The sequence below is a fragment of the Pectobacterium fontis genome (genome assembly GCF_000803215.1).
GTDB lineage: Bacteria > Pseudomonadota > Gammaproteobacteria > Enterobacterales > Enterobacteriaceae > Pectobacterium > Pectobacterium fontis.
Genome location: NZ_JSXC01000017.1, coordinates 22,021 through 37,286, shown reverse-complemented (window position 1 = coordinate 37,286; position 15,266 = coordinate 22,021). Strand labels below are relative to the sequence as shown.

17 protein-coding genes are annotated in these 15,266 nt (G+C 47.2%); 3 read left to right on the top strand and 14 right to left on the bottom strand.

The window, feature by feature from the left end; genetic code table 11:
• The 5 genes from OI69_RS06125 to flgB all read right to left on the bottom strand — a co-directional run bounded on the left by OI69_RS06125 (position 1) and on the right by flgB (position 3,642).
• Positions 1-756 carry a flagellar basal body rod protein FlgF gene (locus OI69_RS06125; protein ID WP_039347437.1) on the bottom strand — a complete coding sequence of 252 codons (756 nt, stop codon included), beginning with the start codon at positions 754-756 and terminating at the stop codon, positions 1-3.
• Between the two features lie 21 nt (positions 757-777).
• Positions 778-2,031, bottom strand: a complete 1,254-nt coding sequence (flgE, locus tag OI69_RS06120) for a flagellar hook protein FlgE (protein ID WP_039347434.1) — start codon at positions 2,029-2,031, stop codon at positions 778-780.
• 75 nt (positions 2,032-2,106) lie between these two features.
• Positions 2,107-2,778, bottom strand: a complete 672-nt coding sequence (gene flgD, locus OI69_RS06115) for a flagellar hook assembly protein FlgD (protein ID WP_039347431.1) — start codon at positions 2,776-2,778, stop codon at positions 2,107-2,109.
• Between the two features lie 15 nt (positions 2,779-2,793).
• The gene (gene flgC / locus OI69_RS06110; protein ID WP_039347429.1) at positions 2,794-3,198 is read right to left on the bottom strand and encodes a flagellar basal body rod protein FlgC; all 405 of its coding nucleotides are present in this window, start codon (positions 3,196-3,198) and stop codon (positions 2,794-2,796) included.
• 27 nt (positions 3,199-3,225) lie between these two features.
• Positions 3,226-3,642, bottom strand: coding sequence for a flagellar basal body rod protein FlgB (gene flgB / locus OI69_RS06105; RefSeq protein ID WP_039347427.1), 417 nt, complete (start codon positions 3,640-3,642; stop codon positions 3,226-3,228).
• 164 nt (positions 3,643-3,806) lie between these two features.
• Here flgB and flgA point away from each other — a divergent pair, with 164 nt between their 5' ends.
• The 3 genes from flgA to OI69_RS06090 all read left to right on the top strand — a co-directional run bounded on the left by flgA (position 3,807) and on the right by OI69_RS06090 (position 5,353).
• Positions 3,807-4,475 carry a flagellar basal body P-ring formation chaperone FlgA gene (gene flgA / locus OI69_RS06100; RefSeq protein WP_039347424.1) on the top strand — a complete coding sequence of 223 codons (669 nt, stop codon included), beginning with the start codon at positions 3,807-3,809 and terminating at the stop codon, positions 4,473-4,475.
• Positions 4,476-4,616: 141 nt separating this feature from the next.
• Positions 4,617-4,913: a flagellar biosynthesis anti-sigma factor FlgM gene (gene flgM / locus OI69_RS06095; RefSeq protein ID WP_039347421.1), complete on the top strand. Its 297-nt coding sequence runs from the start codon at positions 4,617-4,619 to the stop codon at positions 4,911-4,913.
• A gap of 5 nt (positions 4,914-4,918) precedes the next feature.
• Positions 4,919-5,353 carry a flagella synthesis protein FlgN gene (locus tag OI69_RS06090; protein WP_039347418.1) on the top strand — a complete coding sequence of 145 codons (435 nt, stop codon included), beginning with the start codon at positions 4,919-4,921 and terminating at the stop codon, positions 5,351-5,353.
• A gap of 58 nt (positions 5,354-5,411) precedes the next feature.
• Here OI69_RS06090 and OI69_RS06085 read toward each other — a convergent pair whose 3' ends face one another.
• The 9 genes from OI69_RS06085 to cheW form a co-directional block, all read right to left on the bottom strand.
• Complete coding sequence (locus OI69_RS06085; protein WP_039347415.1) at positions 5,412-5,834, bottom strand: flagellar protein FlhE; 423 nt, start codon at positions 5,832-5,834, stop codon at positions 5,412-5,414.
• Positions 5,831-7,915, bottom strand: a complete 2,085-nt coding sequence (flhA, locus tag OI69_RS06080; RefSeq protein ID WP_039347411.1) for a flagellar biosynthesis protein FlhA — start codon at positions 7,913-7,915, stop codon at positions 5,831-5,833. Before flhA ends, OI69_RS06085 begins: the two co-directional genes overlap by 4 nt.
• On the bottom strand, positions 7,908-9,059 hold the full coding sequence (flhB, locus tag OI69_RS06075) for a flagellar biosynthesis protein FlhB (protein WP_039347408.1): 1,152 nt from the start codon (positions 9,057-9,059) through the stop codon (positions 7,908-7,910). Before flhB ends, flhA begins: the two co-directional genes overlap by 8 nt.
• 244 nt (positions 9,060-9,303) lie before the next feature.
• Entirely contained in the window at positions 9,304-9,948 is a 645-nt protein-coding gene (cheZ, locus tag OI69_RS06070) for a protein phosphatase CheZ (RefSeq protein WP_039347406.1), read from the bottom strand.
• A gap of 9 nt (positions 9,949-9,957) precedes the next feature.
• The gene (cheY, locus tag OI69_RS06065; protein ID WP_039347402.1) at positions 9,958-10,347 is read right to left on the bottom strand and encodes a chemotaxis response regulator CheY; all 390 of its coding nucleotides are present in this window, start codon (positions 10,345-10,347) and stop codon (positions 9,958-9,960) included.
• Positions 10,348-10,385: 38 nt separating this feature from the next.
• A complete protein-coding gene (locus tag OI69_RS06060) occupies positions 10,386-11,438 on the bottom strand; it encodes a protein-glutamate methylesterase/protein-glutamine glutaminase (RefSeq protein ID WP_039347399.1) in 1,053 nt (350 codons plus the stop codon).
• On the bottom strand, positions 11,438-12,310 hold the full coding sequence (gene cheR, locus OI69_RS06055) for a protein-glutamate O-methyltransferase CheR (protein WP_039347397.1): 873 nt from the start codon (positions 12,308-12,310) through the stop codon (positions 11,438-11,440). Before cheR ends, OI69_RS06060 begins: the two co-directional genes overlap by 1 nt.
• Positions 12,311-12,933: 623 nt before the next feature.
• Positions 12,934-14,619 (bottom strand): methyl-accepting chemotaxis protein, encoded by a 1,686-nt coding sequence (locus OI69_RS06050; RefSeq protein ID WP_039347394.1) that lies wholly within the window; start codon positions 14,617-14,619, stop codon positions 12,934-12,936.
• A gap of 136 nt (positions 14,620-14,755) precedes the next feature.
• On the bottom strand, positions 14,756-15,253 hold the full coding sequence (gene cheW / locus OI69_RS06045; RefSeq protein ID WP_039347390.1) for a chemotaxis protein CheW: 498 nt from the start codon (positions 15,251-15,253) through the stop codon (positions 14,756-14,758).
• Positions 15,254-15,266: the final 13 nt, after the last annotated feature.

Sequence of the window (15,266 nt, the reverse complement as noted above, 5' to 3'; positions counted from 1 at the left end):
TTAACCCATTGCTAATATCTGATTAGCGCGTTGTGCATTATCGTCGACGCTGCTGATGACTTTCATCTGCATTTCAAAGCGACGAGCATTGGCAATCATATCGACCATAGTATCGACTGTGTTCACGTTACTGCCTTCGATCACACCTGGCATAATACGCACGGTGGGGTCATTTTGCAGGACATTCCCACGTTGTTGCTGAGCCTGTTGCGTCAAACGGAACAGACCGTCATCAGACCGCTCAACTTCTTGTCCGGTAGCCTTAACGAGCTTTAAGCGCCCCAATTGGGCAATCGTATTCGGCGGATCTCCTGCATTAAGAGCAGAAATCGTACCATCAGGAGAAATACTGATCTGAGCCTGCGGAGGTATGTCAATCGGCCCACCGTCGCCCATTACAACACGCCCTTGAATAGTCAACTGCCCATTAGCATTGATCTCCATATTACCATTACGGGTGTACGCTTCACCGCCGTTAGCCGTTTGCACTGCTAGCCAACTTTCTTTCGGTAAAGCGACATCCATTGCACGACCCGTATAATTCATCACGCCTTCAGTCATATCAGCACCAGGCGTTGAAGCAACAACCAGCGTTCGGGTAGGCAATGTCAGCCCATTTACCGGCACAGCACGCAGTGCAGAAAGCTGTGCCCGGAAACCCGGCGTTGAGGCGTTAGCCAAGTTGTTCGCAGTAATCGCCTGCTTTTCCAATGACTGACTCGCGCCGCCCATTGCTGTATAAATCGCGTGATCCATGCAATGTCCCCGTTAGGATAATTAACGCAGGCTAACCAGCGTTTGCAGAATGGAATCCTGCGTTTTGATAGTTTGCGCATTCGACTGGTAGTTACGCTGCGCTACAATCATGTTGACCAGTTCTTTACTCAGGTCAACGTTCGAACTCTCGGTGGATTTACCGATCAGCTTACCCAGACTACCTGTACCGGCTAAACCAACAACCGCCTGACCAGAGCTGGCAGTTTCAGACCACGCGTTGTCCCCTTCAGGTGATAACCCTTCTGGGTTAGCAAAACCGGCCAAGAGAATCTGTCCCAGGGATTGTTTCTGACCGTTACTGTAGCTGCCTTCAATGGTACCGTCATCGTTGATGGCAAAACCGGTCAATGAACCAGGGGTATAACCATTCTGGGTTGGGCTCTTATAGCTATATTCCGTGTTTTGCTGAACACTGCCCGTCAAATTAAAATTGAAGCTACTGGCAAGTGAACCATTCACCGATGCCAGATCGAGATTCATTGGCGTGATCGTATTTGGAATAGATGCATAGGCGGCTGTTGAAAATCCGTCCGTCTGACCAAGCAACGCACCATTAGTATCAAACTTCAACGTTCCCGCTTCTTGATAGCTAGAGTTAGAGACGCTGTCGTCTTTTGCATACACATTCCACAGATTATCTGCTGTTTTGACAAAATAGAGAGAAAAGTTGTGCACATTCCCTTGGCTATCATAGGTAGTCAATGCAGTTTTACTGTTATACGTGCCTTCCTGACCAGCAGTCGTTGTACTCCAAGCCGTGGTTGGTACACTATCAGAAGACTTCAGGTTGGCAATAATTGATGCAGTCGTGGTTTGACTCGCCAGCATATCCCCATCAGGGACAGTCAACGGAACGGGGTCAGCACCCGTTTGAACAACGGGAGGCGTGCCCGCGACCGGATAACCAGTAAGTTGCATACCCTGAGCATTAACGATATTACGGCCATTCAGCATAAATTGACCATTACGGCTGTAATAGATGGAGCCGTTGGTATCTTGCAGACGGTAAAAACCACCACCGCTGATCGCCACATCCAAGTCACGAGAAGAGGACGTTACCGTACCATTGCCGAAATCCTGCAATACCGACGCAACCTTTACCCCCATACCCACTTTAGAACCTGCAAACATATCAGCAAATGTCACAGTACCGGATTTAAACCCGACTGTAGCTGAGTTAGCAATGTTATTACCGATAACATCCAGGTTATTAGATGCCGCGTTTAAGCCACTGACCGCCTGAGAAAAACCCATGTCGTTCTCCAGATGAATTGATTAAGTCATATTCCAAGTGATAAAACTGACTGGAATAATATGAAATTTATTCTGTTACAGAATCTGCCTGACGTCGTCCATCGTCGCTCTGCCACGCAGACCTAAATCCAGCAATGCACCGCTATCATCGCGAACAACACTATTTACAACCGCATAGCTCAATGGCTGCACAACTTGCTGTGCACCGCTCGTGCTGGCAGCAACAGTGAAGGTATAAGCACCATCCGGCGCAACCGTGCCATCGGAAAGTTTAGTGTCCCAATCAAAGGAATGAACTCCAGCAGAAAGCGCGCCCAATTCAACGGTACGAACCGCTTTACCAGTTGCATCATTAATCGTGACAGTGACCACTTCCGCTGCTTTTTCCAACTCCAGACCGAAGGGGGTACTCGTTTCTTTACCAACGAGAATGTCCTTGCCTGGAACCATTACACTATGACCAATCAGCGTTGTTGCCTGCATAGATTGGTTGTTATTGATCTGACCAGAAATAGAACCCAATGTGGTATTCAATTTTTCAATACCGCTAACCGTATTGAGCTGAGCAAGCTGGCTGACAAGCTGATCGTTGCTCATCGGGTTCGTCGGATCCTGATTCTTCAACTGTGCAACCAGAAGAGTCAGAAATTGGTTTTGAAGATCGGCGCTACTATTCTTTTCTACTGTTGTAGACGATGTTCCCTGGACGCTACCCGCCGAGGAAGTATCATTAATGGTCACAGACATTATTTCGTCTCCCGATTATTGCCCGATCGTTAACGTCTTCAGCATCATCGATTTTGTCGTATTCAAGACTTCGACATTTGCCTGATAACTGCGTGATGCAGAAATGGTGTTTACCATTTCAGCCACTGGGTTAACATTCGGCATGCGAACGTACCCCTGTCCATCCGCCAGCGGGTTACCCGGCTCGTAAACCAGACGTGCTGGCGATGGGTCTTCAATAACATTAGCAACGCGCACGCCGCCAGTTGACTGCCCCGGTGCCGCATTCACTTCGAACACAACTTGCTTGGCACGATAAGGTTCGCCATCAGGGCCCGTTACGCTGTCTGCATTGGCAAGGTTACTCGCACTCACATTCAGGCGCTGAGATTGCGCTGAAAGCGCTGAACCTGAAATTTCGAATATATTTAATAACGACATGAATCTTTACCTTTTATCGCGCTACGATCATGAACCTGATTGCAAGACCGACATCATGCCTTTAATCTGTCCACCCAGAACGGTCAGGCTGGTTTGATATTTCAGGCTATTATCGGCAAAATTAGTGCGTTCGCGGTCCATATCGACCGTATTACCATCCAATGCAGGCTGATCGGGTACGCGATAGAGCAAATCGAGTTCCGGCGGCTGAAAATTCTGTGCCGGTATATGCCGTACAGATGTGGTTTTCAGCGCAATACCCGTACCGTTCACCCGCCCTTGCTCCATGGTTTTACTGAGCTGGCTGGCAAAATCAATATCCCTGGCCTGATAGCCCGGCGTATCCGCATTAGCAATATTCGCGGCCAGAATTTCCTGCCGCTGGGCACGCAAGTTCAACGCTTCCTGCTGAAACCGCAACGAGGCGTTTAGTTTATCAAGCATGCTCCCTCCGCAAGTTAGAATTTGGAGTGAGTAGGATAATTCTCATTATAGCTATGCCATCGGACGAATAGACACCAAATGCAGCGCTATTTATTGCCTTAACCTTACGCTGACATGGTTACACTTATGCCCGACATTATCAGAATCAGGAGAGCTGAAATCGAATGAAAACAATACATTATTATCTCTGCCTGGCAACGTCCTGTTTTTTCACCCTATGTGCCTCTGCTAATGCCAACGACCTTCCGACACAGATAAACCAATTTTTTGCCTCACGTTTTCAGGGAAGCACGAATACCGTCAACGTTGTGATAAAATCGCCAGAATCGCAGTGGCCACAGTGCGAAGCGCCCCAAATTACATTGCCTGGGAATACGAAAATGTGGGGCAATGTGAGCCTGTCCGTACGCTGTGGACAACAACGTCGCTTCATTCAAACCGACGTTCAGGTAACAGGGAACTATGTCACCAGCTCACGGCTGGTGAATAGAGGGGCAACGCTGACGGAAAAAGACATTCGTTTGACAAAAGGTAGGCTCGATTTATTACCATCGCGCCCTATACTGACGTTACAAGGCGCTCAGGGCGCGGTACTTTTACGCGATCTCACCCCCGGTCAAGTGATTACTGCCTCCATGATCAGACGGGCCTGGGTCGTTAAAGCAGGTCAATCGGTGCAGATTATTGCCCAAGGAGAAGGCTTCACTATTAATGGTGAAGGAAAAGCCATGAATAATGCCGCAGCCGGTCAGGCCGTCAGGGTCAGAACGGGAAATGGGCAAATCGTCAGCGGAGTTACGAACGAAGATGGGATTATTCTGATCTCACAGTAATTAATTAAAGATTTGCTCATGTTTGCCGATGATAGTTACAGAGTCATTACTGATGACGTTTTAAAATTGAACAACAATGTGATACGAATTCTGTAACACATTGATGATTAACTATTTATCCTCAAATTAGAGGGATGTATTATGAGTATTGATCGCACCCAATCACTGAAGCCGGTCAGTCAAGTTCAGCAACGCGAGTCTGGTGATATCGCGAAAACCAAACGCAAACAGGCTGAAGTTCAGTCTGAAGTCAGCGCGACACAGGTAAAGCTGAGTGACGCACAGGCAAAATTGATGCAACCAGGTACGCAGGACATCGACATGAACCGCGTTGAAACCTTGAAGCAGGCAATTCGTGATGGCTCACTGAAAATTGATGCCGGAAAAATTGCAGATGCGTTGCTGAAAGAAACACAGGATTTTCTAGCAGGTAACTAATATTTATGGAAAATCTGCAATCGATTCTGGAACAATTGCTGAGTAACCTGCACGAGCTTGATGCGGTTATGTCTGAAGAGCAGACGTTGCTTTGCGCAGGACATATTAATAGCATCGCTCTGCAACAGGTGACAGAGAAGAAAACCTCTTTACTGGCGACCATGCGACATGTAGAAGCTCGACGTCATGAAACTGAATTTACGCTTAAGTTGCAGGCACCTTATGACAGTGTTGAAACGCTGTCTGCTTACTGGCAGCAAGTTCAGGAATTAACCAAACGTCTGAATAACCAGAATAAGCACAACGGCATTTTGCTTAGCAGGCATATTGTATATACCAACGAAGCCATCAATATACTGAAGCCTCGTCATGGTGGACTGTATGGTCCCGATGGTCAGTCGAAAGGTGTCACCGTAGGTGGCAGAAAAATTACGTTCTGACAGTCTCTGTCTTTTCAGCAGAGACTTTCCGTTCTTTCAACCAGCAATTTTTAAACGATTATTTATAGTTTACCGCAATATCGATCTTACGAACGCTGAACGTACGATTAACTCGCCCATTACCTGCGATGTAGTAGACAAAACGAAACTCATTATTAGCTGCCAGCCCCTCAAACGCCTGAGTTTGCCCGTCACCACTCCCACCTAAATCAACGCAGCGTTGCGGTGATTGAGAACAGAGCTTAACCACAAGTCCTGTCGGTATCTCTGAATCAATAAGGTGCCGCCAATATATTGTCGTAATGGTTTCCTCTGGCTTGACGGCTATGTTAGGAGAGAAAGCCGAGGTCGTAACCATTTCACCACGGTAATCCAGTTTTATCCCAGGCATAATACTTCCGTTCCAGCTACCTGGCGTAGCGATAGCACAAAGCGGAAGCCCTAGCGCGGCTATAGCCAGAAAGCCTATCATCTGCCTCATCGCTGAGCTTCCCCGATAATCGATGTCATGCGGATCTGACGATGATCGCTGATTTCCAAATTAGAAAGTACGGCCATATTGGGCAAACTACGATGCAGAAACCGGGCGAGCAAGGCGCGTAAAGCATGATTCACCAACAGAACCGGCGGCGCACCCAACATTTCCTGCCGCTGTAACGCTTGTTTCGCTTGTTCAAGCAAGCGATCGGCAAGCCCTGGTTCGAGGCCACCACCGCCTTGAAGAGCCTGCAACAGAAGACGTTCCAACGATCCTTCCAAGCCGATAACCTGAAGTTCACTGTCTCCCGGGAACCACTGCTGAGTAATAGCACGCCCCAGAGCGACCCTGACCACCGTGGTAAGTTCATAAGGGTCTGGCTGCACCGGTGCATGCTCAGCCAATGTCTCCATGATAGTACGCATATCCCTGATAGAAACTCTCTCGCTAAGCAGATTCTGCAAGACTTTGTGCAACGTAGTTAATGTCACCACACCCGGAATAAAGTCTTCTGTCAGTTTTGGCATTTCCTGCGCAACGCGTTCCATCAACTGTTGGGCTTCTTGTCTGCCAAACAGTTCACTGGCATGTAATGCAATTAAGTGGTTCAAGTGTGTCGCCACCACCGTACTTGCCTCTACGACTGTGAATCCTTGAGCTTGAGCCTGATCTTTTAGGGCATTATCAATCCAGACAGCCGGCAACCCAAATGCTGGATCCTGCGTGATATCTCCTGACAAGGAACCTACCGCATTGCCTGGGTTAATCGCCATCCAACGGCCGGGATGAGCTTCACCGCTGCCCACTTCAACCCCTTTCATCAATATGCGGTAGCTAGCAGGTTGAAGTTCCAAATTATCCCGGATATGAACGACTGGCGGTAAGTACCCCATTTCCTGAGCAAACTTCTTCCTGATACTACGAATCCTACCCAGCAGTTCACCATCTTGCTGTGCATCAACCATCGGGATTAAGCGATAACCAACTTCCATACCCAATGGGTCTTCAAGCTGTACATCAGACCAACTTGCTTCAATAACCTGATGCTTCTCCATTGATGCCGGTATCGGTTGCATCACAGGCTCTTTTTGCTGCTCGCCGCGCATCCACCACGCAAGCCCTAACAAAGATGCCGTAAATAACAGAAAAACAAAGTTAGGCATACCAGGAACCAACCCGATAAGCCCGATAACCGCCGCACTCAGCACCATCACTCGTGGATTATTGAATAGCTGGGTGACCATCTGCTGGCCAACATCTTGATCGGTACTCACACGAGTAACAATAACACCTGCCGCAGTAGAGATAATCAAAGCAGGGATCTGGGCGACCAACCCATCGCCGATGGTCAGCAACGTATAACTTTCTGCTGCCTGGCCTACTGGCATACCGTGCTGCGCGACACCGACGATCAATCCCCCAACAATGTTGATGACCATGATAATCAGCCCGGCAATAGCATCACCGCGTACGAATTTACTGGCACCGTCCATTGAACCGTAAAAGTCTGACTCTTGCGTTACCTCAGCACGGCGCTTTTTCGCCTCTTCTTCACCAATTATCCCGGCATTAAGATCGGCATCGATCGCCATCTGTTTGCCTGGCATACCATCCAATACAAAGCGAGCGCCAACTTCAGCGATACGCCCAGCACCTTTGGTGATAACCATGAAGTTGATTAAAACAAGAATGATAAAGACGACAATACCGATGGCGAAATTTCCGCCTACCAGGAAATGACCGAATGCTTCAACAACCTTCCCGGCAGCAGCCGTGCCCGTATGCCCTTCAAGTAAAATAATACGGGTAGATGCAACGTTAAGTGACAAACGCAGTAACGTAGAGAACAGCAGGATCGTAGGGAATGCCGCAAATTCCAGCGTCCGTTGCGTAAACATCGCAACCAGCAACACCATAATGGATAGCGCGATGTTAAAGGTAAAGAGCAGATCCAGAATAAATGGCGGCAGCGGCAATACCATCATGGAAAGTATCAGCAGGATCAGTATAGGTCCGGCTAATATTTGCCATTGGGTACCTTTCATATTACTCGGCAAACGAAGCAAAGCGGCCAAATTAGCCATCAGTAGTATTCTCTTTAGCAAAATCCAGTGCATCCGGCACTGGCAGATGTTTCGGTTTTCTAGGAATTAATCCACCTTCCCGCTTCCAGCGTTTCAGTTGATAAACCCAGGCTAAGACTTCTGCAACAGCAGCATACAACGCAGCCGGAATATGTTCTCCGACCTCTGAGTGGCGAAATAGCGCTCGTGCCAACGGGGGGGCTTCTAAAATAGGCACACGATGTTCGGTCCCCAACTCGCGAATACGCAAAGCAATGTCGCCAGCCCCTTTAGCCAGCACTTTCGGCGCATTCATTTTTTTCTCATCATAACGTAATGCTACCGCATAGTGCGTCGGGTTAGTGACTATCACGTCTGCCTTAGGAACATCCGCCATCATTCTGCGTTGAGCCATCGCTCGTTGTTGCTGACGAATACGGCCTTTAACATGAGGATCGCCTTCACTCTGTTTATGCTCGTCGCGAATTTCCTGCTTCGTCATCCGTAATTTTTTGATGTGGCTCCACACTTGCCAGAACACATCAAAGGCGACCATAGGAATAAGCCCCATAATGATGAGAAAACCACACATTACGGTCAATTCCAACGCATCACTTAACGCCGCCACTGGCGGCTCAGATATCAGATGCAATATCTTCGGCCAGTTATGAATCAAGAACAACGTACTAATGACCCCGACCATGACTGATTTCAATATCGCCTTGAAGAGTTCAGCCAAAGATTGGGCAGAAAACAACCGCTTCAACCCAGCAATAGGATCTAATTTTTTGAAGTCAACTTTTAGTGACTTGGTACTAAATAGCACCCCACCCAGCAACATCGGTGCCGATAATGCCACCAATACTGACCCCAGCAATATCGGCATCAGCGCCGATACAGCCTGACGCAGCAATGACCCAACATGGCGTAGCATTTGCGTCTCATCACCAATCGTCGCGTAATCAAAATTTAACGATTGTGAGACAATTCTGGCCAATCGGCCAGCCATAGCATCGCCTCCCATCCACAAAATAGCCAATCCTGCGACCATCATCAGAACAGATGTCAGCTCTCGGGATCGTGGGATCTGGCCTTCTTCACGCGCCTTTTCCTCCTTTTGGGGAGTGGGGGCTTCTGTTTTTTCCAGATCGCTATCTTCAGCCACTGTGGCGTTCCTGTTACGACTTTCGGGATAGGAATTTGCTGCCTAGCATGACAAATGCGGGAAAGTTTTATGGCTGGAACAACGAGAAAAACCAACGCTTCTTTAACGCATAGCGATGGTAAAAGAACGAGAACACGACATTTAGCTATTTATGGCCATAATACCTGGCCATAAATAGCAGAGCGGTAGAGTTCATAGCCTTTTTCAAAAAAGAAGACAACGCCTTTTTTTGAAGCAAGGTCGATTAGAACCCAAGGCTATCCAGAAGGTCATCAACTTGATCCTGATTAGCGACGATACCTGCTGCATCTTTATCCAATTGAGGTCCGTTCAGAAGACCATCATTTGCACGTTTAGGCGCATCTGGTTTTTCTGGAATATTTTCCAGCAACACCATCAGCAATTGTTTCTCAATTTCCTGAACAACATCCATCATACGCTTGATTACCTGACCGGTAAGGTCCTGGAAATCTTGTGCCATCATGATTTCCAACAGTTGGGCGTTGGTAAATGAGGTATGCTGTGGTACGTCTTCAAGATAACTACGCGTATCCGTCACTAATTCACGCGCATCAGCTAATTCGATTGGATTTTCAAACCATTCATCCCAACGAACTTTCAGAGATTTAGCATCAGCTTCTAGTTGGTTTTGACGTGGTTGAGCCGCTTCTACGCAGTTCAAAGCACGCTCCGCTGCTTGCGCAGTCATCTGGACAACATAATCAAGACGATCGCGAGCATCAGGAATAGCTTCTGCGGCTTCTGCTATCGCATGATCCAGACCCAGTTCTTTCAAACTGTCGCGCAACATACGAGTCAATTGGCCGATACGCGAAATGATTTCGGTTGCTGAAGCGGTGTCGTTCACGGGCGGCATATGTGGCGTCATAAGATCCCCTTACATACCCAGTTTTTCGAAAATCTTATTCAGTTTTTCTTCAAGGGTAGCTGCAGTAAATGGTTTAACTACATAGCCGCTAGCACCCGCTTGTGCCGCAGCGATAATGTTCTCTTTCTTCGCTTCCGCCGTTACCATAAGTACTGGAAGGCTGGAAAGCGCACCGTCAGCGCGGATAGTCTGCAACAACTCCAGCCCATCCATATTAGGCATATTCCAGTCAGAAATGACGAAATCGAAAGCGCTAGAGCGAAGTTTGTTCAACGCATCAACGCCATCCTCTGCCTCTTCTACGTTATTAAAGCCCAGTTCCTTCAGCAGGTTACGGACAATTCGGCGCATTGTCGAAAAGTCATCCACTACCAGAAATCTGAGTTCTTTATCGGCCATACTTACTCCTAAAATATTTATTGCTCACCGAGAGCTGCTTATATACGTAATGCCTGTCCGGCAGAGATTTGTGCCAACATTCGCTGGCTCACCTGGTGCAAATCCACCACTTCATCGACGCCACCCATCGCAATTGCTTCACGCGGCATCCCGAAAACCACACAACTTGCTTCATTTTGGGCCAAGGTATAAGCACCAGCCTGATGGAGTTCCAACATACCAGCAGCACCATCATTCCCCATTCCCGTAAGGATTACCCCTACCGCATTTCGTCCAGCGTATTGTGCAACCGAACGGAACAACACATCGACTGACGGACGATGCCGATTAACTGGCGGTCCATCATTCAAACGCACCTGATAGTTTGCCCCGCTACGAGCCAGTTCAAGATGGCGTGCACCTGGAGCAATATAGGCATGTCCAGGGAGTACACGCTCCCCATCTTCTGCCTCTTTCACCGTAATCTGACATAGCTTATTCAAACGCTCGGCAAAAGATTTGGTAAAACCCGGTGGCATATGTTGTGTAATCAGTAATGCAGGACTGGTCGGCGGCAGTGGTTGTAACACATGCCGTATTGCTTCCGTCCCGCCTGTTGATGCACCAATCGCAATCAATTTCTCACTACTGAGTAGTGGCATATGCTGGATAATTTTTGTCGACTCTGCGGTGGTACTGCGCTGCGGCAAACGCGCCTTCGCCGCCATGCGAATTTTTTCCGCAATCAGTTCGCTGTACGCCAACATCCCCTCACGAATGCCTAACTGAGGTTTAGTGACAAAATCAATAGCGCCAAGCTCCAGAGCGCGAAGCGTAATCTCCGAACCTTTCCCCGTCAGCGACGACACCATGACAACAGGCATCGGACGCAAGCGCATGAGTTTTTCAAGAAAATCCAATCCATCCATACGCGGCATTTCAACATCCAGCGTTAATACCTGGGGATTGAATTTTTTAATCAAATCACGAGCAACTAATGGATCTGGCGCAGTCGCGACAACTTCCATATCAGGATGGCTATTAATTATTTCAGTCATGATCTGACGCATTAGGGCAGAATCATCAACACATAATACTCTTATCTTGCTCATTATCTTTCCTTAGCCAACCCATATACAGTTTGCCCACGCAAATAGAATTCACGACTGATCTGGCTGAAATTCTCTGAATGCCCAGCAAATAATAACCCGCCCGGTTTAAGCATCGGGACGAATCGACGGAGAATACGCTCTTGAGTTTCTTTATCGAAATAAATCATTACATTGCGACAAAAGATGGCATCAAATGGTGCAGGAACGGACCAATCGGGTGCAAGCAGGTTTAATTGTTGGAAATGCACCATAGACGCAAGTTCAGGCCGAACACGAACAAGACCACTATGTGGCCCTGTACCGCGTAAAAAAAACCGCTGTAGCTGTTGCGGAGAAAGAGATCGCAACTCTTCTTGGCGATAGATCCCGGCTGTTGCTTTTTCTAACACCTGGGTATCAATATCACTGGCCCATACCTGGCACCCATTCGCTTTATTACCTAAGACCTCTGCAAGTGTCATCGCCAACGAATAAGGCTCTTCCCCTGTAGACGCAGCCGTACTCCAGATGGTGTAGCCATTAGGACGTTTTCTGGCATGCTCGGCCAATATAGGGAAATGATGAGCTTCACGGAAAAAAGCCGTCAGGTTAGTGGTTAATGCATTAACAAAGGCTTGCCATTCCGCACTGTTAGGATCTGACTCTAACAACGCTAAATACTGGCCGAAATCATTGATTTCAAGTAAACGGAGACGCCTGACCAAACGGTTATAAACCATTTCGCGTTTATGATCGGCAAGGACAATGCCAGCACGCTGATATATTAATTGGCTGATTCGACGGAAGTGGGTGTCCGACAACGGCAACCTATCAACCATCTGCGTCAAAATAGAGACAGATTCAGGGCGATTTTGCGATGGTATACTTTTCATATCAAACCGCTCGAATATTATTTTTTGCTATGGTGTTTTTCAATCTGAACTTTCCTTTACAGCTAACGCAGGTTTTTATTGTCATTCATCAATTATGAATCGCACTACGATTAAAACTGACACTGTATTGGTAATACACACCACAGTTCTAAAGTCTAAAGGCGAACCACTTGTGTGTCTATTCTACCAAAGCCACTGCTGCCGGGTGGTGTTCCTCTCATCACAGCTGCGCTACCTGCTCTATTTTTGTCCCGAAAAAGAAAACCAACTTACCCCGCCATATCCATAACACAAGTTACAGATTGAACAATACCATAGATTATCATACCGCAAACTGCCAGACGCTATGCCCTCCATACTTCAAGCTGCATGTCAGTTGGACTGCGTTCAATCCCCGAAATCACTAACTTGACTTGAGCAAGCTCACCCAGGTTCACTCTTTTGCACCTGCCTGAAACTTGAATTATTTTAGGGGATGTCAAACGTGTGCCAATTAATTACTCGTATACTCGTTCTTTTCAATTATGGCGAGTACCCCAACCACCCAGTTACCTACATATAGGCAACTGGGGATTTATTCAGTAACAGCGCTACATTATTTATAGCCGATATCCCATTTTTTATCAGAACGTTTCCCAATTGTCAGTTGGTGAACTTTCTTTCGCTTTCTTGCCACCATGTGCCGATGGTGCCAACAACACCGTTTTTTGACTCGTTGCTGCTTGCGCCGACTTCCTGAACGCTCCCGTATCCTCGGACAAACGGAATACGGCAACAGCCTGGTTCAACACTTTCACTTGTTCTTCTAATGCCACTGCCGCTGCGGCAGACTCTTCCACCAAGGAAGCATTTTGTTGCGTAACCCGATCCATTTCAGTTACGGCCTGGCCAACTTGATCAATACCTTTACTTTGTTCATCAGAAGCAGAGGCAATTTCACCCATAATATCCGTCACACGAGTAACAGCACTGACGATTTCACCCATCGTTTCGCCAGCACTTTCAACCAGTACCGAACCTTCGCCCACTCGGCTAACGGAATCGTCAATCAAGCTTTTAATTTCTTTTGCAGCCTGAGCACTGCGTTGAGCCAAATTACGAACTTCCCCTGCAACAACCGCGAAACCACGGCCCTGCTCTCCGGCTCTGGCCGCTTCAACTGCCGCATTCAGCGCAAGAATGTTGGTTTGAAAAGCAATGCCATCAATCACACTAGTAATATCGGCAATTTTTTGCGAACTTCCAGCAATGTTGTGCATCGTTTTGACAACATTATCGACAACTTTGCCACCTTTCTGAGCAGTCTCTGATGCACTCAGCGCTAATTGGCTCGCCTGACGAGCATTTTCCGCATTCTGTTTAACCGTTGCAGTCAACTGTTCCATGCTCGCAGCCGTTTCTTCTAGCGAAGCAGCCTGTTGCTCAGTCCGTGAAGAAAGATCGTTATTTCCCGCACTAATCTCTGTCGCACCGGTATAAATCGCATCAGCCCCTTGTCGAACCGCACTCACGGTTGAAACAAATTCACTTTGCATATGACGAATACTGTCAGCCAGCATACCCATTTCATTACTGCTATGAAGATCGGTCGTTTTTGTCAAATCACCTTTCGCGATATGGCGAATATGTTCAACAATGCTATTTAGCGGCTTTATTAATAATTGTTGAATACCAACCCAGGAAATCAGCGCTAACACCACAACCAGCACACTAATGCAGCCAAGAATCCAAAGCGCGGAGTCATAAGCTGCATCATTTTCAGCTATACCAGCCTGATAAAGTTTATCACTTTCAGCTTTGTAGACGTAATACGCTTTTTCAAAGTTGTCTTGAAAACGCTGTGTCGGTTGCTCAATAAATTTCTTAAATTCTCCCGCATTCAAAAACTGGATTAACTCAGTTAATGCGCCATTCAGAGCCGCATAATTCTCTTTTACATCCCGAGCAACACTTTCATTCTGACGAGGATCTTGCGGTACTTTTTCATAGCGTGAGAAAAAATCATTTGCCGCGGATAGCTGTTTTTGAGCAGCAACCAGAAGTTCTTTACCTCCCGTTCCAGCCCCTGTTCCACTGACATCCAGAGCAAAACGTGTACCAGCGCGGTTAAGTGTATTTCGGGTCTGTAATAAATATGACCATGCTGAATCCAGTTCAGAACGCTTCTGGTTAATAACCTGAGTTGAACTGAAGATATCCTTATCATTTTTTAATGCACTAAAAAATAAACCACCAGAAATAAGTTGAAGTGTCCCGAAAAACACCAGTACAAGCATCAAACCTGTAACAACTTTTATACGGTTAAACATATAACGCCTTTTGAGTAAACCAACAACCGATGATATCGGCATTATCTTGGATATCTTTACGAATTTTTGGACTGGCAAGAAGATGACTGAAGGAAGGTTTTCGGGGCCACGGCTGTAGCCCCAAGAAGGCGATAGACTAGACTTTTAATACGTTATCAACCAGCGCCATTTCTTCGCTACTCAACAGTTTCTCAATATCCACCAGAATCAGCATCCTCTCACCCAGAGACCCCAAACCAGTCAGATACTCTGTTGACAGCGTAACAGCAAACTCTGGTGCAGGTCGGATTTGGTCTGCCGTCAATGATAATACATCAGACACACCATCTACGACGATGCCAACGACGCGCTGGCCAAGGTTCAAAACGATAACAACTGTGTTGTCGTCGTATTCAACATCCTGTTTGGCAAACTTAACGCGCAAGTCAACGATAGGTACAATGACACCGCGCAGATTGGTGACACCTTTAATGAAGGAAGGTGTGTTAGCAATACGCGTTACCTGGTCATAACCGCGAATTTCTTGTACTTTTAAAATATCAACGCCGTACTCTTCGTCACCCAGCGTAAAAATCAAGAACTCCTGTCCTACTGTTTCGCCGGTTAATTTTGTGACGCTTGCAAGTCCAGTCATGTTTTCCACCCTT

Bases quoted from the DNA above. Each gene is read 5' to 3' on its own strand.
- OI69_RS06125 (WP_039347437.1), bottom strand. From the start codon at position 756: ATGGATCACGCGATTTATACAGCAATGGGCGGCGCGAGTCAGTCATTG.
- flgE (WP_039347434.1), bottom strand. From the start codon at position 2,031: ATGGGTTTTTCTCAGGCGGTCAGTGGCTTAAACGCGGCATCTAATAAC.
- flgD (WP_039347431.1), bottom strand. From the start codon at position 2,778: ATGTCTGTGACCATTAATGATACTTCCTCGGCGGGTAGCGTCCAGGGA.
- flgC (WP_039347429.1), bottom strand. From the start codon at position 3,198: ATGTCGTTATTAAATATATTCGAAATTTCAGGTTCAGCGCTTTCAGCG.
- flgB (WP_039347427.1), bottom strand. From the start codon at position 3,642: ATGCTTGATAAACTAAACGCCTCGTTGCGGTTTCAGCAGGAAGCGTTG.
- flgA (WP_039347424.1), top strand. From the start codon at position 3,807: ATGAAAACAATACATTATTATCTCTGCCTGGCAACGTCCTGTTTTTTC.
- flgM (WP_039347421.1), top strand. From the start codon at position 4,617: ATGAGTATTGATCGCACCCAATCACTGAAGCCGGTCAGTCAAGTTCAG.
- OI69_RS06090 (WP_039347418.1), top strand. From the start codon at position 4,919: ATGGAAAATCTGCAATCGATTCTGGAACAATTGCTGAGTAACCTGCAC.
- OI69_RS06085 (WP_039347415.1), bottom strand. From the start codon at position 5,834: ATGAGGCAGATGATAGGCTTTCTGGCTATAGCCGCGCTAGGGCTTCCG.
- flhA (WP_039347411.1), bottom strand. From the start codon at position 7,915: ATGGCTAATTTGGCCGCTTTGCTTCGTTTGCCGAGTAATATGAAAGGT.
- cheZ (WP_039347406.1), bottom strand. From the start codon at position 9,948: ATGACGCCACATATGCCGCCCGTGAACGACACCGCTTCAGCAACCGAA.
- cheY (WP_039347402.1), bottom strand. From the start codon at position 10,347: ATGGCCGATAAAGAACTCAGATTTCTGGTAGTGGATGACTTTTCGACA.
- OI69_RS06060 (WP_039347399.1), bottom strand. From the start codon at position 11,438: ATGAGCAAGATAAGAGTATTATGTGTTGATGATTCTGCCCTAATGCGT.
- cheR (WP_039347397.1), bottom strand. From the start codon at position 12,310: ATGAAAAGTATACCATCGCAAAATCGCCCTGAATCTGTCTCTATTTTG.
- OI69_RS06050 (WP_039347394.1), bottom strand. From the start codon at position 14,619: ATGTTTAACCGTATAAAAGTTGTTACAGGTTTGATGCTTGTACTGGTG.
- cheW (WP_039347390.1), bottom strand. From the start codon at position 15,253: ATGACTGGACTTGCAAGCGTCACAAAATTAACCGGCGAAACAGTAGGA.